Below are 23,241 nucleotides of genomic sequence, written 5' to 3'. Positions count from 1 at the left end.
GATGGTGGGGTGATCGTGCGCGCGGCCATCAGGCACGGCGCGCTGGAATTGGGGCTGAAACGGGATAGCGCGCCTATTCGTAGGCGCGTTCGATACCCATCAGAACCGGCAAACGCAGCGCTTCCGGTGTTGCGGGAACCGCGCGCGGCACTTCGGCGGCGCGGGTTGCGCTGATGGTGGCAGGTGCAGCCTGCACAGCCACGCTCTCGCACCCCGACGTCTCGTCACCGACTGCGGCCGCGATGCTCGATCCGCAGGCGAGCGCCTCGGCAAGCGAGCCCGACGCCGAGGCATGGGCCGGGCTGCCGAATGCAGCAAGGCCTGTCAGCAAAGCGAGAAGAGCGAGCAAATGCCGGGTCATCGTGCCTTCAGATAGGCAATTATGCGCGTTTCGTCCACCGGCTTTGGCGATTTACTGTGCGCGCCTGCCAGCTTAGAGGCGTCGGCCATGCAAATTGATCGCTCCCCCCTTGCCCGCCCTTTCCCTGCCCTGCCCACGATTGCAGGCGTAACGCTGCGCGTTGCCCGTGCGCAGTACAAGGCGTGGGACCGCTGCGATCTCACTTTCGCTGAGCTTGCCGAAGGCACGACAGCCGCAGGCGTGTTCACCAAAAGCGCCTGCGCCTCGTCCGAGGTCGAGCTGGGGCGCGCAGCCGTTAAGCTGGGCCGCGCGCGGGCGCTGATCGTCAATGCGGGCAATTCCAACGCCTTTACCGGGTGGCGCGGGCGCGAGGCGGTCGAAGCGATCCAGGCGCAGGTCAGTGCGGCTTTGGCGTGCAGCACCGAGGAGGTGTTCGTCTCCTCCACCGGCGTGATCGGCGTGCCGCTGCCGCAGGACAAGGCACGCGTCGGGATCGAAGCGGCTTTGCTGGCCGAGCCTTGCGGTTGGGAAGACGCCGCCAACGCCATCGGCACCACTGATACTTTTGCCAAGGGCGCTGGCGCCTCGGCCATGATTGGCGACACCCGCGTCGAACTCGCCGGGATCATCAAGGGCAGCGGCATGATCGCGCCCGACATGGCGACGATGCTCGGCTATATCTTCACCGATGCCGATGTTGCGCCTGCTTTCCTGCAAGACGCGCTCGACCGCGCCAATGCGGCGACGTTCAGCTGCATCACGGTTGATGGCGACACCTCGACCAGCGACACGGTCATGGTCTTTGCCACAGGCCGCGCGGGCAATGCCCGGATCGACAGCTGGGACAGCCCCGGCGCCGATGCCTTTGCTGCCGCGCTGACGGGTGTGTGCCGTGATCTGGCGCAGCTGGTGGTGCGCGACGGCGAAGGCGCATCCAAGTTCATCTCGATCCGCGTCAGCGGCGCGACAAGCGATGACAGCGCCCGCCGCATCGGCCTTGCCATCGCCAATTCGCCCTTGGTGAAAACCGCCATCGCGGGCGAAGACGCCAATTGGGGCCGTGTCGTCATGGCAGTGGGCAAGGCGGGCGAGCCGGCGGATCGCGACAAGCTCTCCATCGCATTCGGCGGCATCTGGACAGCGAAGAATGGCCTTCCCGTCGATGGCTATGACGAAGCCCCGGTCGCAGCACACCTCAAGGGTCAGGACATCGACATCGCGGTTGATCTCGGCCTGGCAGACGGCCGCGCCGCCGTATGGACCTGCGATCTCACGCACGGCTACATCGCGATCAACGCGGATTACCGTTCATGAGCGCGCTCGACGACGAAATCCGCGATCTGATGCGCTTTGCCGCGCAGCGTTCAATGCTGCCGCGCTTTCGCCAACTGGCCGCGCATGAAGTCGAAATGAAGGGCGCGGATGATCCGGTCACTATCGTCGACCGCGAGGTTGAGGCTTTCCTGACAGAAGCGCTGACCAAGCTCGCGCCGGGTGTTGCGGTGGTGGGCGAGGAAGCTGTGCATGCCGACGCGGGCGTGCTGGATCACCTGTCGGGCCAGTGCTGGATTATCGATCCGCTGGATGGCACGGCGAACTTCGCCGAAGGCAAGGAGCCGTTCGGGATCATCATCGCGCTCGCCGATGCTGGCCGTGCCGTTGCCGGGTGGATCTATGATCCGATCAGGGACCGGTTCTGCCACGCCCGCAGCGGCGAGGGCGCCTTCGTCAATGGCGAACGCATCACAGCGCGCACCACCGGACAGCCGCAGCCCGTCACCGCTGTCAGCCGCATCTTCCTCACCGCGGACGAATCCGCGATGGTCGATGCCAAGCTGGCGCCGCATTACACGCTGGTCGACATTCCGCGCTGCGCCGCCGAACAATACCCGCGCCTTGCGCTAGGCGAAAACGACATCTCCAGCTTCAAACGGACCTTGGCATGGGATCATGCTGCGGGCGTGCTGTGGCTTAACGAGGCCGGCGGCAAGGCCGCCCGGCTGGATGGCACCACCTACCGGGTGGACGAACACGGTCGCGACGACACGCTGAAGGGCCTCGTGGGTGCATCCAGCCCGCGGATCTGGGACGAGTTTATCGCGCGGGTGACGGTTGATTGACCATCACCCCGCGCGGATGAATTAAAGCTCGCTTTCAAGCCAGGCCTTGAGCTGCCCTTTGGGCGCTGCCCCAAGCTTGCGCGCCACTGCTTCGCCGTTCTTGAACAACACCATCAGCGGGATCGACTGCACGCCCATCTGCGCAGCGATGTCGGTGTTTTCCATGATGTCGATCTTGGCGATCTTCACCTGACCGGCGAGTTCGTCGCTGATCTCTTCCAGCGCGGGCGCGATCATCTTGCACGGGCCGCACCAATCGGCCCAGAAATCCACCAGCACAGGGGTGTCGCTGTCCAGCACATCGGCCTGGAAGCTTGCATCGGTCACATTGACGGTCGCCATTTCGAATTCTCCTTTGCCGACGACCATAAGAGCGCCGGTCATCTGAATGCAATCTAATGCGCAGGGCTGTTCACTCAATATCGAGCGGCAACAAGGATTGCTGCGCGGTCTGCAACGCGTTCTTGTGTGCGCCGAGCGCCTCGGGGGGGAGATCGAACAGCACCGGCGCATGGGTGTAGAGCACGCCTGCGCGCACCTCGCGGCCAGGATAGATCACTTCCAGCGCGGCGACGTAAGCCGCCATTTGCCTGAGGGTCGCGACCGGGATAGCAGCAAGACTGGCGGGCGGGCGGCGGGTGGTCTTGAAATCGACCACAGTGATGCGGGTCTCCTCGATCAACAACCGGTCAGCCGTGCCCGCCACGACAACGCCTTCGACCGTGGCGGCCAGCGGCACTTCGGCGAGCGCTTGGGGGGAGAAGATCGCGGCGAATGCCGAGTGATCGAGCACGGCCAGCGCGGCGGCCAGCATCTCATCCCGAAGCTCGGCGTCGAGATCGCCCGCCTGCCGTTCGAGCCAGACGCGCGCCGCAGCCTCGCGGTCAGCCGCAGCGACATCGGGCAGGCGTTCAAGCAGCGTGTGGATCAGGCTCCCGCGCCGGGCCGCATGGCGCGCGGCTTCAGGCGGGAGCGGCGGTGCGGCTCCGCCATCCTCGCCCGCATTGGACGGCGCGAGCGGGCGCGGCGGGCGGGGTTCGGGCCCGATGGCTGCTGTCGCCCAGCGCGGCAGATCAGGCGGCGCCGTGTCTGCGGTTGCAGCATCATCGGGCACCAGCGGCTCGGCCCGCTCGCCCCATTCCTTGCGCCAATGCCACACCGGATCGGTGATCTCTTCACCCTCGAACAGCGGCGCGAGCCGGGCGTACCAGCTGTCATCGTGGGGCACGCCCTTCTTCGCCTCGTTCTTGTTGAGCGATCCGCCGATGAACAGCGCCTCCTCCGCGCGGGTCAGCGCCACGTAGAGCAAGCGCCAGTGCTCTTGCAGCACCGCTGCCTTTTTGGCTTCCTCCGCCTCGGCGATCCGGCCCTTCTTCTGGTCCTTGCCGAGCGGCGGGAGCGGCACTTCGCGCAGACGATCGCTGCCAAGCGCGAGCGGGTCATCAGCGAGCGCCAGATCGCCCGCCTCCCCCGGCGCGCCCGTCGCATCGGCGAGAATCACGATCGGCGCCTGCAATCCTTTCGAGCCATGCACCGTCATCACGCGCACCTGCCCGCTGGCGCTATCGGAATCGCGCTTCAGATCGCCCGTTCCGGCATCGAACCACGCGAGGAAACCCGACAGGCTCGGCCAATACTCGGCCTCATAGGCGAAGGCGGCGTTGATCAGTTCGTCGAGCGGATCATTGGCCTCGGCCCCAAGCCGTTCAACCAGTCGCGCCCGTCCCTGCCACGGGCCGGTCAGCAGCCATGCGATCAACGCCTGCGGAGTCTGGTGATCGGCGCGGCGCAAGAGGCCCCGCAGCTTGTCTGCCGCAGCGGCAACCTGTGGCGGCGCGTCCTTGCGCCGCAGATGATCCCACAGCCGCACCTTTTCAGGGCGCGGCACATGTTCGAGGATATCATCCTGGCTCCACCCCATCAGCGGTGAGGCCAGCAGGTTGGCAAGGCTGAGATCGTCCTGCGGCTGCGCGGCAAAGCGCAAGGCGGCAAGCACATCCTTGACCGCCAGCGGTGCGCCCAGCCGCAGCCGGTCGACGCCGGCCACCGGCACGCCGCGCGCATAAAGCTTGGCGACGATCTGCGCGGCGAGTTCCTTTCTTTGGCGCACCAGCACCATGATATCGCCGGCCTGCGCATGGCGGCTCGTGCCCTTGGCCAGAACAAAGGGATCATCGGTCAGCCAGCGCTGCACCTGATTGGCGATGCGTTCCGCCAGCAGCGTATCGTGCCGGGGCAGCCAGTCGCGGTTCTCGCTGTCTTCGGCCTCGTCCTCGTCGTCCTGCCCCTCGCCCCGCTTCGGTGCGACAGGCGGCCACAGCGTGACGAGGCCAGGCCGCTGCGCGCCGACATGGGGCGCGGGGTCCTTGTCCAGTCCGAACTCGGTAAAGCCCAGCGTCGCAATCATGCGGTTGACGAAGCCGAGCACGATATCGGCGGTGCGGAACGAATGGCCGAGGTCGAGATCCTGCCAGCCCGGCTCCCGGCGATCGACGCGGCCCTGCCGAATGCCCTGCTGCGCGGCGGTGATGCGGCCGTGCACCCGCTCCTTGGCGCGCGCGAAATTTTCGGGGCTGGTGCCCTGAAAGCCGAAGATCGCCTGCTTGTAATCGCCCACGGTGAAGATCGTGCGCAGCTTGTCGCCGCGCGCGCCTTCGCCGCTGAAGAAGTCGTCGATCAGCGCTTCGACGATGTCCCACTGGCTGCGGTTGGTGTCCTGCGCTTCGTCAATCAGAATGTGATCGAAGTGGCGATCCAGCTTGTAGCGGATCCAGTCAGCCGCCTCGGACTGACCCAGCAGTGCGGCAGCCTTGCGGATCAGATCGGAGAAATCGAGCAGCCCTTCGCGGGCCTTGCGGGCCTCCCACTTGAGCGCGAAGGCGCGCCCGATTTCGAGTGCCGAGGTCACGATTTCGGCGCAGGCGAGGAGCGCGCGGCGGTCTTCGTAAAGCGTCAGCGCCTGGGCAATATCCTCCTGCCATTCGGGCAAGTTAGGCGCGATTTTGGCCGCCCCCTCCATCTTGCGCGGCGTCCCGTCGGCCTTGAGAACGGTCTTGCGAAACTGCTCTGCCATAGCGATTCGATGCGCCAGATCGAGTGACAGCCACTGCCGGATGAAAACAGCTGTCTCCTGTCCGGTCTTGGCCTTCCAGCCATCAAGCGCCGGCAACATCGCGGCGAGCACATCGTCCGGGAAGATATCGGGATGCAGCGGCTCGCTCGCCCAGGCCTCGTCCGCATCAGCGGGCATCCCCAGCGTCTGGCGCACCCGCCCGGCCATCGGTGATTGCCAGGCAGATGGCCCTTCCCACATGTCCTGCGCCTCGGCGGCGCGCATCAGCCACTTGTGGAGTGCGGCGGGATCCTTGCGGGTTGTGAACAGCGTGATCCCATCAAGCAGCCGCACATCATTGGTGCGCTCGGCTTCCTCGAACAGGTCGGTCAGCGCCTCACGGCTCAACAGGTCGCGGCTGCGATCATCCATCACCCGCGTGCCGGGGGCAAGGCCGGCTTCCTCGGGGAAATTGCCGATCAGGAACTGCGCAAAGGCGTGGATGGTGTCGATCCGCAGGCCGCCACCGGGGCAATCGAGCACGCTGGCAAACAGGCTGCGCGCGCGTTCCTGCGTGGCAGGGCCAATATCTGCGCCAAGGTATCCCAGTTCCTTCGCCAGCACTGTCGCAGGCAACCGCACCCAGCGCGCCAGCACCGCGTTGATGCGGTTCGCCATCTCGGCCGCACCCGCCTTGGTAAAGGTCAGGCACAGGATCTGCGAGGGCGCGACATCTTCGCGCAGCAACAGCCGGAGCACGCGGGCCGACAGCACCTGCGTCTTGCCCGTCCCCGCCGAGGCAGAGAGCCAGACATTGTCCTCCGGGTCGGCTGCCAGAAGCTGATTGTCCATCAGCGGAAAGACGAGCCCGTTTCCGCCGCTCATGACTTAGCCTCCGGCTCGGTCAAGCGGATCGCCCATTCCTCCAGCCGCATCAGCTGGTCGTACTCGTTGTAGCCTTTGTAATCGGGATTCTCTCGGGCGATGAAGGGCTTGCTGCCCTTGATAAACAGCCGGATCGCCTCGGCCAGCCGGTCGGCGTGGAAGTTGAGGTAATCGTCCTGGAGCAAGCCGGTCTTTGCGTTGCCCTCCTTCACCGGAGTTTCCTGATAGCCGAAACCATCGTCCTTCTTCGCCTTACCCAGCGACCAGTATTCAAACCGGGTCGGCGTGCCTGTTACCACCTGTCCGGTCTTATCGTTGGCAAACCGGCCTGCTTGCGCAATCAGCCCCAGCAGCCCCAATTGCAGCGCATAGCCCGATGTCACCTGCTTTTTGGCAGGCGGCGCGCCGGTCTTGTAATCCACGATCCCCAGGGTCCCGTCCGCCAACCGGTCGATCCGGTCGGCGCGGCCCATGACGGTGACTCCGTCAAACACCATCTCGCCGGAAATCTCGGTCGCGAGCACCGTACGGCCCTTCTCAGTGGCGTCGTCAGCGATCCAGCGCTCAAAGCGTTCCAACGCGGCAATCAGGCGGGGTTGCCACAGCGCGCGAAACAGCGGGTGGACGCGCTCGCGCTCAAAATGGGCGGCGGCAAAGGGGGCCAGCGCAAGCCCCGGATCGCTCGCCTTCGCCCTGTGCCATTTGTCGAGCACATCATGCACCAAGGTCCCCCGAAGCGCCGGATCGCTGAAGGGATCGGCGGCGAGCGGTTGCAACTGGCGCAGATCAAGGATCGCCTGCGCGTAGAACTGGTAGGGATCGCCCAGCAACCGATCGAGCGCGGTGACCTTGATCGGCACGTCGCGCACAGCGGGCAACGGATCGGGTGCGGGGCGCGGATATTCGGGCGCAGGCGCGCGCAGGCGGTCAATCTGCGGCAACAGCGCCGGGATTGCCCGCTCGCGGTGCTCCTTGCCCAGATCATCGCCGAGAAGCGCTTCGACCCGCAGCACGAAGCGCGAGGGCAGCGTCGGCCCCTCGGCATCGCGCAAGGATCGGCTGAGCACCACTTCAGGCGCACCCATCGCGCCGGCCAGATCATGCGCGGCAAGACCGATGCGAAACTCGGCGCCCGGCACGCCCAGCGCGCGCAGGATGGCAGGCGCCAGCAGCGCATCGGCGGCGGGCGGTTGCGGCCACGAGCCTTCGTTCAGCCCGCCGCAAATCACCAGATCCGCGCGCGCCATGCGCGCTTCGAGCAACCCGTAAATCGCCACGCGCGGGTGGCCGCCATAGCCGGGGCGCACGGCAACCGCTTCCATGCAATCGCGCAGGATCCCCGCCAGATCGGCGGTTTCAATCATGGTGCCAGCGCCAGCGGCTTGTTCGCGCAGTTCCTCGATCATGGTGCCCAGCGCCCGGCCATCTTCGCGCTCCCACACCAGCGTCTGGGCAAAACCCTCCGCCGCGTCCGCCAGCAGCGTCAGGGCGTCTGCCAGCGCAATATCGCGCGGCCAATCGAGCAAGGGGCCAAGCAATCCGCTGGCCTCGTTCCACCAATCATCAATCCCGGCCTTGGCGGCAGCCTTGCCCAACGGCGCGATCCCCGGCGCCGGCGATGGCCCACGCAAGCAGCGGTCGAAGGCGCGCGCGCCGGCCAGCCAAACGCGCCGCGCGTCGCTGTCATGCCCGCGCACCAAAGGATGGCTGAAGGCGGCGACCAGATTGGAGGGGGCCGGGCCATTGGCGGCGATTTCGGTCAGCAAGCCGAACAGGCGGCCCGCCGGGGTCAGCGCCAGCGGGCGACCAGCGCTGTCGTCTGCCGCGATGTTCCAGCGTTCCAGATGCTGCGCCACCCGGCGGGCCAGAGCGCGATTGGCGGTGACCACGACGATGCGCTGTTCCGGTTGCTCCAGCGCCTGGCGCACCAGCATTGCGATGGCCTGCGCCTCTTCCTCGATCGTGGCGCTGACCAGCAGGCGCACACCCGCCAAGCGCCGCCGGTCGGCACCCAGATCGATCCACGCGCGGCTGGCTTGCGGGGGCAGGAACAGTGCAGAAATAGCACGGCTGCGCGAAGGCTCTGCCGCCCCGATCCCGCGCCGGTGCCATGGCTGCACCTCGGCGCGGTTCACCCCCATGCGGTTCAGCAGCAGCTTCAGGTGATATTGCGGATGGCTCAGCGCATCGCCCGGCGCGAACACCGGGCCGCCGGGTTCCTCCGAAGCGCCCGCCAGACCCAATTCCGCCCACGCCGCATCGTCCATTGCCAGATCAAGGTCCGGCAGCACCACCGCGCCTTCAGGCAATTGCGCGACCACCTTGAGCAGCCGCGCCAGGGCTGGCGCAGCGCTGGTAACGCCCGCCGCGACGATGGGATGCGGCGGCGGGGCCTCGCGCCAGCGGCGGGCGGCGCGATCAAACAGCAGATTGCGCCGCGTGGCCGCATCAACCCGGCCCTGCTCGGCCAGTTCGCTCTGCCACCGCGCATTCACCCGCGCAAACAAACGGATCGCGCGCTTCCAGTGATCGGCAAGATTGCCCAGCTGGTCGAGCACCGGATCGGCCCACAAGTCTTCCGGGGCCTTTTCTTCCACCAGCAGGCGGTCCATCGTGCGTGCCATTTCCCGCGCGAGGTTCAGGCGTGCACGGCCCGGCAGCGGCTCCATGCCTTCTGCTGCGCGCTCTTCGGCAATCAGGCGGTCCAGCGTCAGCCAGCGCGCCAGCGGATCGCAGGCCGGGGGAATGTCCGCCGCCCCCAGCGGATCAAGCGCTGCGCCCAGTTTTTCATCGAGATCAAGATCGCCAATCGCGATCATGCGCGGCATCAGAAGGCCGCCCTCGCCGCTTGCGCCTGCGTGGCGGATGAAGGCTTCGGACAGCGTGCGTGCCGCGCGGCTTGACGGCACCAGCAGGGTGAGACGCGCCAGCCCGAAACCCGGCTCGCGGTATCGCGGCACAAGGCCTGCCACCAGAGCATCGGCAAAACCGCGGTGCGCAGCGATGGAGTAGACCAGCGGGCCGGGTTTGCGCGGTTCAGCCACCCAGCAGCGCCTCCTCGGTCGGGCGGATCATTTGCGGCGTGCCGACCTCGAACCACAGCCCGGTGAAGCTGAGACCGTAAAGCCGCCCCTCTTCCATCGCCCGGTTCCAGAGAATGTTGGTGGAGAACGGCCCGTCAGGCGCGTCACGCATCAGGCGGTGGCTGACCAGCTGGATGCCGGTGTAGATAAAGGGCGCAATCCGCCCGTCACGGCGGCGCGAGAGACGCCCCAGCGGGTCCATGTGGAAATCGCCCGGTCCGGAAAAATTGGCCGCGCGCGCGTGCGGCACCACCAGCAACAGGGCGTCCATGGCTTCGGGATCCCAGCGGCGCGAAAGATCGTGGAAAGCGCTTTTGGGGCCATCGAGCCAGATATTGTCGGCATTCAGCGCGAAGAACGGATCAGGCAGGCCCGGCAGCGCCTTCACCATCCCGCCGCCGGTTTCCAGCAATTGCGCGCGCTCGTCCGAAACTGTCACCTTGGGCACGGCGCGCGCGAGCACATGGGCTTCGAGCGCGTCGGCGAGGTAGTGGACATTGACCACCGCTTTGGCGACGCCCGCATCAGCGAGACGGTCCAGCGCGTGGTCGATCAATGCCTTGCCCGCCACCCGCACCAACGGCTTGGGCTGGCTGGCAGTGAGCGGCCGCATCCGCTTGCCAAGGCCAGCGGCGAGGATCATCGCGGTGTCGGATGCGAGCTTCGTCATCCGGCGAAAGCGCCGTTTGCCGCGCGCAGATCGGCCGGGATATTGGCATCGAACCAGCGTGCCACGGGTGCCAGCGCCGGATGCGCCAGATCGCGCTCCATCGCCGCCCAGACGCGCGGGATCATCGCGAGGTATTTGGGCTTGCCGTCACGCCGGTCGAGCCGGGTGAAGATGCCGACGATCTTGGCATTCCGCTGCGCGCCAAGCCGGGCGTAGTCGGCGAGGAAATCATCGCCGCTCACGCCCGCCGCCGCGCAGTAATGCGCCAGCATCGCCGCCTCCAGCGCCTCAGACACATCGCGCCGCGCGTCCTGCAACAGCGAGACGAGGTCATAGGCCGGATGGCCCACGAGCGCGTCCTGAAAATCGATCAGGCCCTGCGGCGCGGTCGCCTTGCCGCCGAGCAGCATGATGTTCTCGGCATGATAGTCGCGCAGCACTGTCACACCGGGGTTCTGGCGGGCGAGCAGCGGCGCGAGGGCTTCCTCCCAGGCGGCGGCATAGCCCGCGGCGTCCACCGCAAGGCCTTGCGCGGGGCAATACCATTCGGTCAGCAGCGCCGCCTCGCGGGCATAGACCGCCATGTCGTAAGCCGGAAACGGCCCCGGCGGCAGGCGGTGGAGCGCGGCCAGCGCCTCGACCGCGGCTTCGTAAGCGGCGCGCTCGTCCGCAGGGTTCAGATCGAGCCAGTCGCGCATCCGGTCATTGCCGAAATCCTCGGTCAGCACCCAGCCCCGGGCCGCATCCTCGGCAAGGATCGCCGGGCCGCGCATGCCGTGCGCGTTGAGCCAGTGCGCCACATGCAGGAACGGCGCGGGGTCTTCATGCGGCGGGGGCGCGTGCATCAGCATCGCCGATTCGCCGCTTGCCCGGCTCAGCCGGAAATAGCGCCGGAACGAAGCATCGCCGGGCAGCGGGTCGATGTCCGCGCCCTCCCATCCGGCGTGGGCGACGAATTCGGCAAGGCCTTGGGGAAGCGCGGTCATGGCATCCGCCCTACCCAATCCGCGCCCCCGCGGGCAATCGCAATCCGCCCGCCTTCCCCGCTTTCTCCCACCGGTTCCAGCGTGATCGACAGGCATCCCGGCTCATGCGCGAAGCCGCCCGCGTGATCGGGCCATTCCGCCAGAAGCACTGCACCCTCGCGGTACTCATCAAGGCCAATCTCGGCCAGCTCGGATGGATCGTCCAGCCGATAGAAATCGGCATGGACCACCGGCAGACGCATGGCCGGCGACGCGTAGCTTTCGATGATGGTGAAGGTCGGCGACGGCACTTCGCCCGCATGGCCAAGCGCGGCAAGGATCGCCCGCGCCAGCGTGGTCTTGCCCGCCCCCAGCCCGCCCGAAAGCGCCACCACATCGCCCGCCCGCAACCGCCCGGCCAGCACAGTGCCATAGCCGGCCATCGCCGCCAGATCGGGCAAGTGGCAGCGTGTCTCGATCATGGGAGGTGGATCTTTGCTGTCGTCCCAGCGCCCTTGCGGCTGGCAATTTCAAGCGTTCCATCATGCGCTTCGATCAGCTGGCGCGCGAGCGGGATACCCAGCCCGGTGCGGCGTTCTGGCGCCCCTTCCGCCGCAGGCTTCAGGCCGCCTTGCGCCCGGGCAAGTTCCGACGAGGTCATGCCGCGGCCATTATCGGCAATGGTGATTTCGATGCCCCAGTCGGCGCCTTCGGGCGCTTTGCGGATTTCGATCACGATCCGCCCGCCATCCGGCGTGCCGGCGACCGCATTGTCGAGCAGATTGCCGATGGCCCGGCCCATCTGGCGCGGATCGGCCTCGATCACGCGGCCCCGGCGGCCCTTGAGATCAAGACTCAGCCCGCCTGCGATAATCGCCGCCTCACGGTCGCGCACCAGCTTCGTCAGAAAATCGAGCACATCCAGCCGCTCCTTGCGAATGGGGAGCAACCCCGCTTCGCTTTGCGACAGGTCCAGCACGTTTTCGACCTGTTCGGTCAACCGTTCAACCGCGCTGAGGATCGCATCGACATATTCCCCTGCCGCCTGCGGATCCACCGCAGCGCCGCTTTTCAGCAATTCGGCATAGCCGCCGATGGTGGTGAGCGGCGTGCGGAATTCATAGCTCATATTGGCCAGGAACCGCGCCTTGACCGCATCAGCTTCCTCCAGCGCCTCAGCCCGTTCGCGCAAGGCCTGTTCGGCTTTCTGCGAGGCGGTGATGTCCAGCACGGTCAGCAGCCCGTTGCCATCGGGCAGCGGGATGCCGGCGAAACGCAAGGTGCGGCCATCGGCGAGATCGACCTGCCCGCCCTTCTCGCGCCGGTCGAGCGTGGCGGCCCGCACCGCAGCGCCAATCAGCCCGGCATCTTGCGGGTTCACCAGATTGCGCCCGATCGCGCTGAGCAATTCATCCGCACTGGGGTGCAGATCGAGAAATTCCGGCGTCAGCCCCCAGGTGCCGGCAAAACTGCGATTCCAAAGCTGCACCGAACCATCAGGCGCAAAGATCGCGAGCGCTTCAAACAGGCTGTCGAGCGTGGCGGTGCGGGTGCGCAGCAGCGTGTCACGCACGGCCGAGAGGGCAAGGCTTTCGGTGCGGTCTTCGGTAATCAGGATCAGCCCGCCATCGGGCATCGGCTGTGCCACCACGCGCAGGTGCGTTCCGCCGGGCAGCGGCCAGGCCTCCTCGAAGGTGTCCTGCATCCCGAACCAGCCGGTGCGTTCACGCCGCCATTCGGGAAAATCGCGGACTTCAGGTGTGCGTCCGCGCTCGCGCGCTTCGGCAAGAAACCGTTCAAACGGCGTATGCGCCTCAATCGCCTCTTCGGTCAGGCTGAACAGGCGGCGGAACGGGCGGTTGGCGAAGGTCAGCCGTTCGTCACCATCAAACAGCGCCACGCCCACCGAAAGCTGGTCAAGCAGCGCACGCTGGGCATCGCGGAAGGCGCGAAATTCGCGGGCGACCTGCTGCTGTTCCTCGATATCGATGGCATAGCCTGCCACCCCTTCCAGCCCCAGCGGCAAATCGCTGACCCGCAGCGTCCGGCGCGCGCCATGAATGGTGGCAGCGATAATCCTTTCGGACTTTTCCTGACTGGTCAGCGTCGCGCGGGCGATGTCGGCGGGGGAGCGCCCGTCTTCGGGCTCAAGCAGTTCAATCTGCCCCTGCACCACCTCGGCCGCGCCGCCTGCGCCGACAGCGTCGACATAGGCCTGGTTGACGAGTTGGAGCGTCAGGTCAGCGCCGCGAAACCACATCGGCATCGGCGCCGCTTCAATCAGCCCGACCAGCGCGGCAAAATCGCCGGTCGCACGCGCCGCTGCCGCGCGCAGGCGGGCCATTTCGGAATGGCTTTCGGTAAAGTCGAACACCCATACCAGCGCCGCACTGCCGGGCGAGACCTGCGGGTCGGCGAGCGTGCCATACAGCGCCAGCGAGCGGCCCGCGCCGGGAAGATTGATCGCCATGCGAAACGGCGCGGCGCTTTTCTGGGTGGTTTGAACTTTGTCCCACAGCTGGTCGATCTGGGCCTGCGCCAGCCCGCCAGCTTTGGGATTGCCAAGCGGCGCGGCCAGTTCGCTGAGGTATTTGGGCATCGCCGCAAGGCCCAGCATCCGGGCCAGTTTATCAGGCGCCTCGATCCGCCCATCCACCCGCACCAGCAACGGCAAGGCGGGGGCGACATCAAGCAAGGCCTGCATCCGTTTCAGGCTGGTGCGCATCGCCTTGGCGCGTTTGACGCTTTGGTTCGCGCGCAACACGACCACAGCCCCGCCCACCGCCCATGCGGCCAGCACGAGCGCAATCAGCACCAGCGAAAGGGGCGAGACGTCCATCGCTCAACCGCTATGCGCGTGAACGCGCGAGTGCAACGGGGGATAGGCCCGCCCGCTGCCAACCCTGTGATTATTCGGGGAGCAGCGGGCGGTTTTGAGTGGATTAGTAACGGTAGTGATCAGGCTTGAACGGGCCGGCCTGCGGCACGCCGATGTAGCTGGCCTGCTTGCCCGACAGCTTGGTCAGCTTCACACCCAGCTTTTCAAGGTGCAGCGCGGCAACCTTTTCATCGAGATGCTTGGGCAGGACGTAAACGTCGTTCTCGTATTCGTCCGACTTGGTGAACAGTTCGATCTGGGCCAGCGTCTGGTTGGTGAAGCTGGCGCTCATGACGAAGCTGGGGTGACCGGTGGCGCAGCCGAGGTTCACGAGGCGGCCCTTGGCGAGGATGATGATCGACTTGCCATCGGGGAAGGTGACGATGTCGGTGCCTTCCTTGATTTCCTTCCACTCGTAATTCGACAGCGCGCTGATCTGAATCTCGCTGTCAAAGTGACCGATATTGCAGACGATCGCCATCGGCTTCATGTTCATCATGTGGTCGGCGGTGATGACGTCTTCATTGCCGGTGGCGGTGACGAAGATGTCGGCGCGCTTCACGGCGTCTTCCATGGTGACGACTTCAAAGCCGTCCATCGCCGCCTGAAGCGCGCAGATCGGGTCGATTTCGGTCACCATCACGCGGGCGCCGCCATCGCGCAGCGAAGCAGCCGAGCCCTTGCCGACGTCGCCGTAACCGGCAACGCAGGCGACCTTGCCGGCCAGCATCACGTCAGTCGCGCGGCGGATCGCGTCGACCAGCGATTCCTTGCAGCCATAAAGGTTGTCGAACTTCGACTTGGTGACGCTGTCGTTCACATTGATCGCCGGGAACGGCAGCTTGCCCTGCTTGGCGATCTGGTAGAGGCGCATGACGCCCGTGGTGGTTTCTTCCGAAACGCCCAGAATCGCCTTCACCGTCTTGGTGAGGTAGCCCGGACGCGCCGCGACAAAGGCCTTGAGCGCGCGCTGGAACTCGATTTCTTCCGCGTTGGTCGGCTCGCCCATTTCCTCGCCCGCTTCAAGGCGCGCGCCCCACAGTGCGAACATCGTGGCGTCGCCGCCATCGTCTAGGATCAGGTTGCAGGTGAGGTCGGGGTTTTCATCGGTCGCCCAGTCGAAGATGCGGCCCACATAATCCCAGTAATCAGCCAGCGTCTCGCCCTTGATGGCGAACACCGGAATGCCGCGCGCGGCGATGGCGGCGGCGGCGTGGTCCTGGGTGGAGAAGATGTTGCAGGTCGCCCAGCGCACTTCGGCGCCCAAGGCCACCAGCGTCTCGATCAGCACGGCAGTCTGGATCGTCATGTGCAGCGACCCTGTGATGCGCGCGCCCTTGAGCGGCTGGGCCGCGCCATATTCCTCGCGCAGCGCCATCAGGCCAGGCATTTCGGTTTCGGCAATCATGATCTCGTCGCGGCCGAACTGGGCAAGCGCGATGTCCTTGATGACATATTCGGTGGCAGGGGCGGCAGCGAGGGTGGCCATGATCGTGTCTCCGGCGCAGTCATGCGCGTGTGATAAAGGGGGCAAGTTGGTGGAAGCGGCCCTAGCGCCGCAGCCGCCCGAGGGCAAATATAAACTTATCTTTATATGTCTATTTGTTGCCCCTTACGTAGCCGCACGATAGAGAGCCGCCACACCACTCAAGAGGATGGACCCACAATGACGATTTCCGTTGGCGACAAGATCCCCGAAGTCACCCTGATCAAAGCGACGGCCGAAGGCCCGCAGCCGGTCAAGTCCAGCGATTATTTCGCCGGAAAGCGCGTGGCACTGTTCTCGGTTCCCGGCGCTTTCACACCGACCTGCTCGGCCAAGCATCTGCCCGGATTTGTCGAAAAGGCGGCCGATCTCAAGGCCAAGGGCGTCGACGAAATTATCGGCACAGCGGTCAATGATGCCTTCGTTATGGGCGCCTGGAACAAGGCCGCCGGCAGCGACGACATCACTATGCTGGCCGACGGCAATGCCGACTTTGTCGAGGCCATCGGCCTGACAATGGATGGTTCGGGCTTTGGTCTGGGCAAGCGCGGGCAGCGCTTTTCGATGGTCATCAACGATGGCGTCGTCGAACAGCTCAACGTCGAAGAACCGGGCGATTTCAAGGTTTCCAGCGCCGACCACATGCTCGGCCAGCTGTAAGGCTGATCCGGTAAACTTGTAAAAAAGGGGTGCTTGCCATCAGCCGGCAAGCGCCCCTTTTTCATGTCCGGTCATGTCAGCGGCGGCGCGCCGTAGGCCACCCACAGCGCCAGTCCCGCCGCCAGCCCGACGGCCAACGCTGCCCGCCCCCACGGCATCGCACCGATTCCGGCCACGCCAGCCATCGGCGGACGGTCGCCGCTTACCATCGGGCTCAGCAGATCATCACCGCGCACCGCATAGAAGGTGATCGCCGCCAGATGCAGGCCGATCAGCCCGGCAACCACCCAGAAAAACGTCTCGTGCAGTTCAGTAATCGTGTCGGCGAGCATCACCCCGACCAGCGGATTGAGCGGCCCAGTCATCCCATCATAGGGATCCCCGGCAAACAGCCCCATGCTGACCTGCAACAGCATCGCGCCCAGCAGCACAAGCGTGCTCCAGCCGCCGAGTGGTGAATGGCCGATCCCATGGGCAAGATCGCCGCGCAGATAGGCGATGACAGCGCGCGGGCCTTTCACGAAACCGGAAAACCGCGCGGTTTCAGGGCCAAGGAACCCCCACAGCAGACGAAACACCAGCAGGCCGAGCAGCACCAGACCGATCTGGCGATGCAGGGCCCATTTGGAGTTTTCAGCCGTCCACCACATGGCCGGGATCAGCAGCGGGAAGCTCCAGTGGGTGATCCGCAGCAGGGGATCCCACACCGTCACATCCCGCAAGCCTGCGGCGGGGCTGGCCGGAGTTTCGGTCATCGTCGCGGCTACTTCTTGTCGTCCAGCCGGAACTGGTCATGACACCCTTTACAGGTTCCGCCCATGGCCATCGCCTGCGCGGCGGTTGCAGCCTTGTCGCCGCCAGCGGACACGGTGACGAGCTTGGCGCTTTCGTCGACCAGCTTCTGTGCGGCGGCCTTGAAGGCCTCGGGCTTTTGCCAAATTGCCGGCAAGGCTTCGGTCTTGAAGCCATCATCGACACTGGTGCCAGCGGGGAAATGGCCCTCGATCAGCTTGGCGCGGGTGTTGATATCGGTCGCCTTGGCGGTGATCAGCGCAAAATCGGGCGCATCCTTGTCCAGCTCCCCGCGAACCGCCTTGAATGCATCGCCAATGCCCTCGAAATTATCATGCCGTTCCTTGATCACGGGCGGTACGCCGCCCGCCGGCGCGGCATCGCCCGCAGCGGCCGTATCGGAAGCTCCTCCGCCAGAGCAGGCGGCTAGCGCGCCGGCCAATGCGGCAGCGACAAGATAGCGAGAAGCAAGTGGGCGCAGCATCATCGAAAACTCCCTCAACGATAATGCGACAAGCTATGCCCCTTTACGGCCAACCGCAAACACGAAAAAGGGCGCTCCCGACGCGGGAACGCCCCAATCGTTCAGCAAGCGGGGCTGATTAGACGCCGCGGCTGCGGCCTTGCGCGCTTTCGGCTTCGGCGAGAATGGCACCGCGATCCTGTTCGACCAAGGCCAGCATCGCTGCGCGGAAGGTATCGCTGCGGCGATCAACCAAGGCATCGATCGCCTTGGCGTTGGTCTTGCACCAGCCGGGCTTGGTGCCGCTGGCAACATCATTGCTGGACAGCGTGCGCTGCGAGCGCAAGCTCTCGCCAACCTTGGCGACCCGTTCAACATTGAGCGATGCGGTCCATTGGCACGCCAGGGTGCTCGGGCGGCCGGCAACGCCCACCGTCCCGACCTGCTTGGTATCGATCGTCACCGAACCCTTGTAATCGGCTGCGATCGGACCGGCTTCGTGATCGATGACAACTTCATGCTCAAGCGAAAGCGCCGGGGAGGCAATCGCAGCGCTCAGCAACAACCCGGCGAAGGCGAACTTCTTCATGGTGGTTTCTCCTGACAATCCCGGCCATTTGGGCCGTTGATGGCCAAGTCCTACCACCACGAATCGCAAATACCAAGCAAGAATGTTGCTTTATTAACACACGCAAGCAAAAATGTCACAGTCTGCATATTTGCAGATTTGCAGCATCAATAGCCCATCAGGCTCATCACTTCCTTGCGGCTGCTGTCATTGTCGAGGAAGCAGCCGAGGATCCGGCTGGTGATCATGCCGACGCCCGGCGTCTTCACCCCCCGCCCGGTCATGCAGCCATGCTGCGCTTCAATGACCACCGCAACGCCGTGCGGGTCGAGATTGTCCCAGATGCACTGCGCGACCTCTGCCGTCAGACGCTCCTGAATCTGCAAGCGCTGCGCATAGCCGTGCAGAACGCGCGCCAGCTTCGATATTCCGACCACCTTCTTGTTGGGCAGATAGGCAATCGCCGCCTTGCCGATAATCGGCGCCATGTGGTGTTCGCAATGCGACTGGAACGGGATATCCTTGAGCAGCACGATCTCGTCGTAGCCGCCCACCTCTTCGAAGATGCGCGACAGGTGGATCGCGGGATCTTCCTTGTAGCCTTCACAATATTCCAGCCAGGCACGCCCGACGCGCTTGGGCGTATCCCGCAGGCCTTCGCGCGCCGGATCATCGCCCGCCCATTGGATCAGGGTGCGAATCGCGTCCTGCACGTGTTCGGGAACTTCGGGCTTGCCCAGCGGATTTTCCGGATCGAATTCGTCATCGTGGTCGTGGGCCGAAACATAATTCATGGTCTGTCGTCTTTCATTATTCATTGGCCCGGTCAAAGCCCCCGCACCTGTCGATCCCAAGTGACGTCAACCCGCAAGCGTCCAAGGCGTTCCTGTTCAATGCCATGCCATCTTGATGCCATGCCATTTTGTTGCAGTGATTGCGCCCGGCGACTGCCGCCCCATTTTCGCAGATGTAGGCACTGTTATTGGCAATTCACCCCCCAATTCTGCGATAAAGGATATTGATGTTGCCCGCGCCAAGCACCGCCGAATTCGAGGCCGAAGCGCATGGAGTGGTGGCGCGCTTGCCCGCGGCTTTCCGGCGCGCGTTGTCAGAGGTGGTGATCCGGGTGGAAGAGTTCGCGGCGGCCGAGCAGCTTGAAGCTGTCGGAATAGAAGATCCGTTCGAACTGACCGGGCTCTATGAAGGCGTGGCACTGACCGAAAGGTCGCAATGGGACAGCGATGGTCTGCCGCCCGTCATCACTCTGTTTCGCCAACCGCTGCTCGCCGAGATGGAAGAAACCGGGGTCGGCTTTGCCGCGCTGGTGCGCCATGTCGTGATCCACGAGGCCGGCCATCACTTCGGCTTGTCCGACGAAGATATGCACGCCCTCGAAGACAGCGTGAATGATTGAAACCGCGCATTGCGGCCCCGCTGCACACCCGACCAGAACCAACAAGGCCCGCCCCTCTTGCGAGGAACGGGCCTTGTTGGCGCACCCGGAACGATTCGAACGTCCGACCCCCAGATTCGTAGTCTGGTGCTCTATCCAGCTGAGCTACGGGTGCGCGCTGAGGGGGGCCGAATAGGGGCCTGTCTTGGCCTTGGCAAGGGCCTTTTATGCCTCATCGGCGATTTTGCAGCAAACCATGCGCCAGCACGATATCGAGCGGGGGCTTGGGCAGCGCGAAAAGCTCGGCCGGGGTGAACCAGCCCACGGCGCCGCCCTCCAACGCGCGCGGCTCGCCCTGCCAGGTCGCAAGGGTGTAAAGCAGAATGACAATCGGTACGCCGGGTTCGGCGGGATCGGTTTCAGCGAATCCGGCAGGGCGGCACGCGTTAACCTCGCAGGATATGCCCAGCTCCTCCGCCAGTTCGCGCCGCAGGGCGCTCACAGGCATTTCCCCCGGCTCCACCTTGCCGCCGGGAAACTCCCACAGCCCCGCATGATGCTTACCTTCAGGACGGCGGTGCATCAGCCAGCGCCCATCGGCACCACACAACGCACCGGCGACTACGGTTATCCAGTGCACAGACATGTCGGGTTTCTTGCCATGTTGAAGCGACATCTCAACGATTTCTTAACCCGCAGCAGCGATTTTGCCCACATCAGCTCGCAGGAATGAGGGGATTCCCCGGTGCCATCGACATTTTTCAATGACCTGATCGATGATACCGCGGGGGCGACCGCTGTTGAATACGGACTGATCGTCGCTTTGATTGTTGTTGCCATGATCGCGTCTTTGCAAGGCGTTGCCGATGTGACCGTCGGTACATGGGACAGGGTTCGAAGTGAAAGCGTCGCTGCCATGACGAATTCCGCGTGAATTACTTACCACGTTAGGAATTTCTCAATCGGTGCCGATTAATTCAGTGATTGCCCGCCGCGGAACGGGGGGCTCGGGACAGACCAACCAGGAGACTACACATGACCTTCTTCAAGAACCTCGTTCGTGACGAGCAGGGCGCCACCGCTATCGAATACGGCCTGATCGCCGCTCTGATCGCCGTCGCCGCGATCACCGCCATGAGCCAGCTGGGTTCGACCCTCAACGGCACCTTCACCAACGTTTCGTCGCGCATGCAGCCCGGCACGACCGGCGGCGCGTAAGACGCACCGCTTCGGCAGAACAACCGAGAAGGCGGCGGGGAGCAATCCCCGCCGTTTTTCGTTGTGGGCTTGGATAATGTCGGTGCCCGGCGCAGGCCGCCGGTGGCCCGCTGCCAATCAGCGGGCGCGCACCACCAGCTTGACCTTCTGACCGGGGGTCAGCGTATCATTGCTTCCCAGCGCATTCAGCACCCGGAACCGTTCTTCCTGCGCGGCCGGATAGGCCATCCGCCGGGCGAGACTGGCAATCGTATCGCCGCGCGCGACCGTGGCAATTTGTAGCTTCTTGGGCACCACAGCTCCGGCCTCGGCGGCCGTGATCCGCCGCATGGACTGGAACATCCCATTGAATGTCCCGGCGCGGCCCACCGGCGCAATCGCACTGAAGTGAAACGCCTGATCGCGCGCAAATTCATAAGCGAAGATCACCACATCAACCTGCGAGTTGCCGTTATTGACCCGCGCGGTGCCGTAGACAGCCGGCAGTCCATTCACGGTGGTGCGTTCCATCTGCGCCGGGGCGAGCTGGCTGTTCTGCCCGCCAAGCGCGGTAAACTGCTGGCGCACATAGGTTTCAAGATTGCCGTTATAGGCCGCACTCGTCAGCTGCGCCTGACCGGCCTGCCCCTGAATACTGACCGCCCGCGTGCCGTTGACCATGTAAAAGCCCTGCGGCGCGGCAAAGGAAAAGCGCAATTCAGGGTGAATGAAGGTGCTGCCTTCGATCATCCCCTGCGCCGGGTCATCGCCGTACAGCAGCCCATCGATCCGGGTGAGGAAGGTGTCGCGATTCGTGACACCGCCGCCAGCTGAGCCTGCCTTGGACAAGGCGCTTTGCACGCGGCTCGCCGGATCCGGGTGGGTCGAGGCCCATTCCGGAACGCTGGCATTGCGGCCAGCCAGCCGCGCATCGAGCGTATTTTGTGCCGCAAGGCTCGCCAGCACCGTCCCCATCGCGCGGCGATCATACCCGGCCCGTGCCAGATACTGGATGCCAAGCGTATCGGCCTCCAGCTCCTGCTTGCGCGAGAAGCGCAAGGTGAGCAGCTGCGAGCCTTCCATGAAGGTGCGCGACAGCGTGTTGCCGATTTGCGAATCGCCCAGCAGGATCGAGGAACCGATCGCCCCCAGAATGCCGAGAATCGAATTTTTCTGCGCAGCCTGCTGGCGCCGCTGGCTGTGGCGCGCGGCGACATGGCCGACTTCGTGTCCGAGCACGGCGGCCAGTTCCGCCTCGTTGTTCATCAGCGTCACCAGCTGGCGCGTTGTGTAGATATAGCCGCCCGGCACAGCAAAGGCGTTGTGAACCGGCGAATTGAGCAGGCTCACCGTAAAGCTCTCGCGCGCGTTGCCGAGGCCCGATTGCACCGCGATATTCTTGCCCACCTGCTCGACATACTGGGCCTGTGCGCCGCTCATCGCGCCGCCGAATTCGGCAAGGAATTGCGGGTGATATTGCGCGCCCATCTGGGCTTCCTTGGGGGTGATCTGTCCCGAGGCCGAGGGCACCTGAGCGCCGGCCCCCATGCAGCCTGCCAGCGCCACCGGCACCGCGCCAAAGGCCAGGACCTTGCGTGAAATTCGTGCCATGTTCCGTCTCTCCATCGCGTCGCTGTTCTTGTCCCGGTCTACCGGGAAAGCGCCGCGCGGCAAAGCCTTGGCGAACGAAACCTTAACAGCCGCTGGCGCGGCGCGCGCTACCCGCCGATCGCAAGGAACCGCGCTTCGCGCTGCGCGACAATCGCAGCGCCGCTGTGGGCCGACAGGCTATCAATCTCTTCTGTCAGCGCGGTCCCCAGCATGCGTGCGGCGGCGGCCGGATCACGGTGCGCGCCGCCCACGGGTTCCTTGATGATGCGATCAATGACATTGTCGCGCTTGAGATGCTGCGCGGTCACCTTCATGGCTTGCGCCGCTTCGGGTGCCTTTTCCGACGTGCGCCACAAGATCGAGGCGCACCCTTCGGGCGAGATCACCGAATAGACGGCGTGTTCCATCATCAGCACCCGGTTGGCGCTGGCGAGCGCCACCGCCCCGCCCGATCCGCCTTCACCGACGATCGCTGCCACCATCGGCACTTCGAGCGCAAGGCAGGCCTCGGTCGAACGGGCGATGGCTTCGGCCTGCCCGCGTTCTTCCGCCTCGATCCCCGGAAACGCGCCCGAGGTATCCACCAGCGTCACCACCGGCAGACCGAATCGGCTCGCCAGTTCCATCAGGCGGATCGCCTTGCGATAGCCTTCGGGCTTGCCCATGCCGAAATTGTGCTTGATCCGGCTTTGCGTATCATTGCCCTTCTCGTGCCCGATCAGCATCACCCGGCGCCCGTTCAGCCGCGCAAAACCGCCCATGATGGCAAGGTCGTCGCCATACAGCCGGTCTCCGCCCAGCGGGATGAATTCGCTGAAGGCATGGGTGACATAGTCGCGGAAATGCGGGCGCTGGGGATGGCGGGCGACCTGGGTCTTTTGCCACGGGGTCAGCGAGGCATAGGTGCTGGCGAGCAGTTCAGTGCTCTTGGCCTCAAGCCTCCCGATCTCGCTGGCGACATCGACATCATGCAACGCATTGACGCTGCGCAATTGCGCGATGCGTTCTTCCAGCGCGGCGACGGGTTTCTCGAAATCGAGGTAAGAAATCATGGCGC

General features: G+C 64.9%; 22 protein-coding genes and 1 tRNA gene. 6 read left to right on the top strand and 17 right to left on the bottom strand.

Annotation, left to right across the window (positions count from 1 at the left end; genetic code table 11):
- Window positions 1–73: 73 nt before the first annotated feature.
- Window positions 74–361, bottom strand: a complete 288-nt coding sequence (locus tag C0V72_RS08340; RefSeq protein ID WP_101793442.1) for a hypothetical protein — start codon at window positions 359–361, stop codon at window positions 74–76.
- 87 nt (window positions 362–448) lie between these two features.
- Here C0V72_RS08340 and argJ point away from each other — a divergent pair, with 87 nt between their 5' ends.
- Both argJ and C0V72_RS08330 read left to right on the top strand, forming a co-directional pair.
- A complete protein-coding gene (gene argJ / locus C0V72_RS08335; protein WP_101793439.1) occupies window positions 449–1,675 on the top strand; it encodes a bifunctional glutamate N-acetyltransferase/amino-acid acetyltransferase ArgJ in 1,227 nt (408 codons plus the stop codon).
- Window positions 1,672–2,481 carry an inositol monophosphatase family protein gene (locus C0V72_RS08330; protein ID WP_101793436.1) on the top strand — a complete coding sequence of 270 codons (810 nt, stop codon included), beginning with the start codon at window positions 1,672–1,674 and terminating at the stop codon, window positions 2,479–2,481. The genes argJ and C0V72_RS08330 overlap by 4 nt, the downstream gene beginning before the upstream one ends.
- Before the next feature lie 21 nt (window positions 2,482–2,502).
- Here the strand turns inward: C0V72_RS08330 and trxA are convergent, their stop codons facing one another.
- From trxA to ahcY, 8 genes are all read right to left on the bottom strand, one after another.
- On the bottom strand, window positions 2,503–2,823 hold the full coding sequence (gene trxA, locus C0V72_RS08325; protein WP_101793476.1) for a thioredoxin: 321 nt from the start codon (window positions 2,821–2,823) through the stop codon (window positions 2,503–2,505).
- A gap of 70 nt (window positions 2,824–2,893) precedes the next feature.
- On the bottom strand, window positions 2,894–6,418 hold the full coding sequence (gene addA / locus C0V72_RS08320) for a double-strand break repair helicase AddA (RefSeq protein WP_101793433.1): 3,525 nt from the start codon (window positions 6,416–6,418) through the stop codon (window positions 2,894–2,896).
- The gene (locus tag C0V72_RS08315) at window positions 6,415–9,462 is read right to left on the bottom strand and encodes a PD-(D/E)XK nuclease family protein (RefSeq protein WP_101793430.1); all 3,048 of its coding nucleotides are present in this window, start codon (window positions 9,460–9,462) and stop codon (window positions 6,415–6,417) included. Before C0V72_RS08315 ends, addA begins: the two co-directional genes overlap by 4 nt.
- Complete coding sequence (locus C0V72_RS08310; protein ID WP_101793427.1) at window positions 9,455–10,171, bottom strand: nucleotidyltransferase family protein; 717 nt, start codon at window positions 10,169–10,171, stop codon at window positions 9,455–9,457. Before C0V72_RS08310 ends, C0V72_RS08315 begins: the two co-directional genes overlap by 8 nt.
- Window positions 10,168–11,157 carry an aminoglycoside phosphotransferase family protein gene (locus tag C0V72_RS08305; RefSeq protein WP_101793424.1) on the bottom strand — a complete coding sequence of 330 codons (990 nt, stop codon included), beginning with the start codon at window positions 11,155–11,157 and terminating at the stop codon, window positions 10,168–10,170. The genes C0V72_RS08310 and C0V72_RS08305 overlap by 4 nt, the downstream gene beginning before the upstream one ends.
- A complete protein-coding gene (tsaE, locus tag C0V72_RS08300) occupies window positions 11,154–11,618 on the bottom strand; it encodes a tRNA (adenosine(37)-N6)-threonylcarbamoyltransferase complex ATPase subunit type 1 TsaE (RefSeq protein WP_101793421.1) in 465 nt (154 codons plus the stop codon). Before tsaE ends, C0V72_RS08305 begins: the two co-directional genes overlap by 4 nt.
- The gene (locus tag C0V72_RS08295; protein ID WP_101793418.1) at window positions 11,615–13,975 is read right to left on the bottom strand and encodes a PAS domain-containing sensor histidine kinase; all 2,361 of its coding nucleotides are present in this window, start codon (window positions 13,973–13,975) and stop codon (window positions 11,615–11,617) included. The genes tsaE and C0V72_RS08295 overlap by 4 nt, the downstream gene beginning before the upstream one ends.
- 103 nt (window positions 13,976–14,078) lie before the next feature.
- Window positions 14,079–15,503, bottom strand: coding sequence for an adenosylhomocysteinase (gene ahcY / locus C0V72_RS08290; RefSeq protein ID WP_101793415.1), 1,425 nt, complete (start codon window positions 15,501–15,503; stop codon window positions 14,079–14,081).
- A gap of 177 nt (window positions 15,504–15,680) precedes the next feature.
- Between ahcY and C0V72_RS08285 the strand changes: the two genes are divergently transcribed.
- Complete coding sequence (locus C0V72_RS08285) at window positions 15,681–16,160, top strand: peroxiredoxin (protein ID WP_101793412.1); 480 nt, start codon at window positions 15,681–15,683, stop codon at window positions 16,158–16,160.
- 71 nt (window positions 16,161–16,231) lie between these two features.
- Here the strand turns inward: C0V72_RS08285 and C0V72_RS08280 are convergent, their stop codons facing one another.
- From C0V72_RS08280 to folE, 4 genes are all read right to left on the bottom strand, one after another.
- Window positions 16,232–16,915, bottom strand: coding sequence for a cytochrome b/b6 domain-containing protein (locus C0V72_RS08280; RefSeq protein WP_101793409.1), 684 nt, complete (start codon window positions 16,913–16,915; stop codon window positions 16,232–16,234).
- Between the two features lie 8 nt (window positions 16,916–16,923).
- Window positions 16,924–17,436: a c-type cytochrome gene (locus tag C0V72_RS08275; RefSeq protein WP_172438962.1), complete on the bottom strand. Its 513-nt coding sequence runs from the start codon at window positions 17,434–17,436 to the stop codon at window positions 16,924–16,926.
- Between the two features lie 118 nt (window positions 17,437–17,554).
- Complete coding sequence (locus C0V72_RS08270) at window positions 17,555–18,004, bottom strand: hypothetical protein (RefSeq protein WP_101793403.1); 450 nt, start codon at window positions 18,002–18,004, stop codon at window positions 17,555–17,557.
- Between the two features lie 146 nt (window positions 18,005–18,150).
- Window positions 18,151–18,777: a GTP cyclohydrolase I FolE gene (gene folE / locus C0V72_RS08265; protein WP_101793401.1), complete on the bottom strand. Its 627-nt coding sequence runs from the start codon at window positions 18,775–18,777 to the stop codon at window positions 18,151–18,153.
- A gap of 227 nt (window positions 18,778–19,004) precedes the next feature.
- On the opposite strand from folE, the gene C0V72_RS08260 reads away from it, so the two are divergent.
- Window positions 19,005–19,397, top strand: coding sequence for a metallopeptidase family protein (locus C0V72_RS08260; RefSeq protein ID WP_101793398.1), 393 nt, complete (start codon window positions 19,005–19,007; stop codon window positions 19,395–19,397).
- A gap of 77 nt (window positions 19,398–19,474) precedes the next feature.
- Here C0V72_RS08260 and C0V72_RS08255 read toward each other — a convergent pair.
- A tRNA-Arg gene (locus tag C0V72_RS08255) sits at window positions 19,475–19,551 on the bottom strand.
- A gap of 57 nt (window positions 19,552–19,608) precedes the next feature.
- Window positions 19,609–20,022, bottom strand: coding sequence for a (deoxy)nucleoside triphosphate pyrophosphohydrolase (locus C0V72_RS08250; RefSeq protein WP_101793473.1), 414 nt, complete (start codon window positions 20,020–20,022; stop codon window positions 19,609–19,611).
- A 99-nt stretch (window positions 20,023–20,121) separates the two neighbouring features.
- Between C0V72_RS08250 and C0V72_RS08245 the strand changes: the two genes are divergently transcribed.
- Together C0V72_RS08245 and C0V72_RS08240 are read left to right on the top strand one after the other, a co-directional pair.
- A complete protein-coding gene (locus C0V72_RS08245; protein ID WP_101793394.1) occupies window positions 20,122–20,310 on the top strand; it encodes a Flp family type IVb pilin in 189 nt (62 codons plus the stop codon).
- A gap of 101 nt (window positions 20,311–20,411) precedes the next feature.
- Entirely contained in the window at window positions 20,412–20,594 is a 183-nt protein-coding gene (locus tag C0V72_RS08240; RefSeq protein ID WP_101793391.1) for a Flp family type IVb pilin, read from the top strand.
- 117 nt (window positions 20,595–20,711) lie between these two features.
- Here the strand turns inward: C0V72_RS08240 and C0V72_RS08235 are convergent, their stop codons facing one another.
- On the bottom strand, window positions 20,712–22,184 hold the full coding sequence (locus tag C0V72_RS08235; RefSeq protein WP_233999848.1) for a M48 family metalloprotease: 1,473 nt from the start codon (window positions 22,182–22,184) through the stop codon (window positions 20,712–20,714).
- Between the two features lie 107 nt (window positions 22,185–22,291).
- The gene (locus C0V72_RS08230) at window positions 22,292–23,236 is read right to left on the bottom strand and encodes an acetyl-CoA carboxylase carboxyltransferase subunit alpha (protein ID WP_101793385.1); all 945 of its coding nucleotides are present in this window, start codon (window positions 23,234–23,236) and stop codon (window positions 22,292–22,294) included.
- Window positions 23,237–23,241: the final 5 nt, after the last annotated feature.

This window comes from Porphyrobacter sp. TH134, assembly GCF_002855495.1.
Lineage (GTDB): Bacteria > Pseudomonadota > Alphaproteobacteria > Sphingomonadales > Sphingomonadaceae > Erythrobacter.
This window is presented reverse-complemented; position numbering and strand designations above follow the sequence as displayed.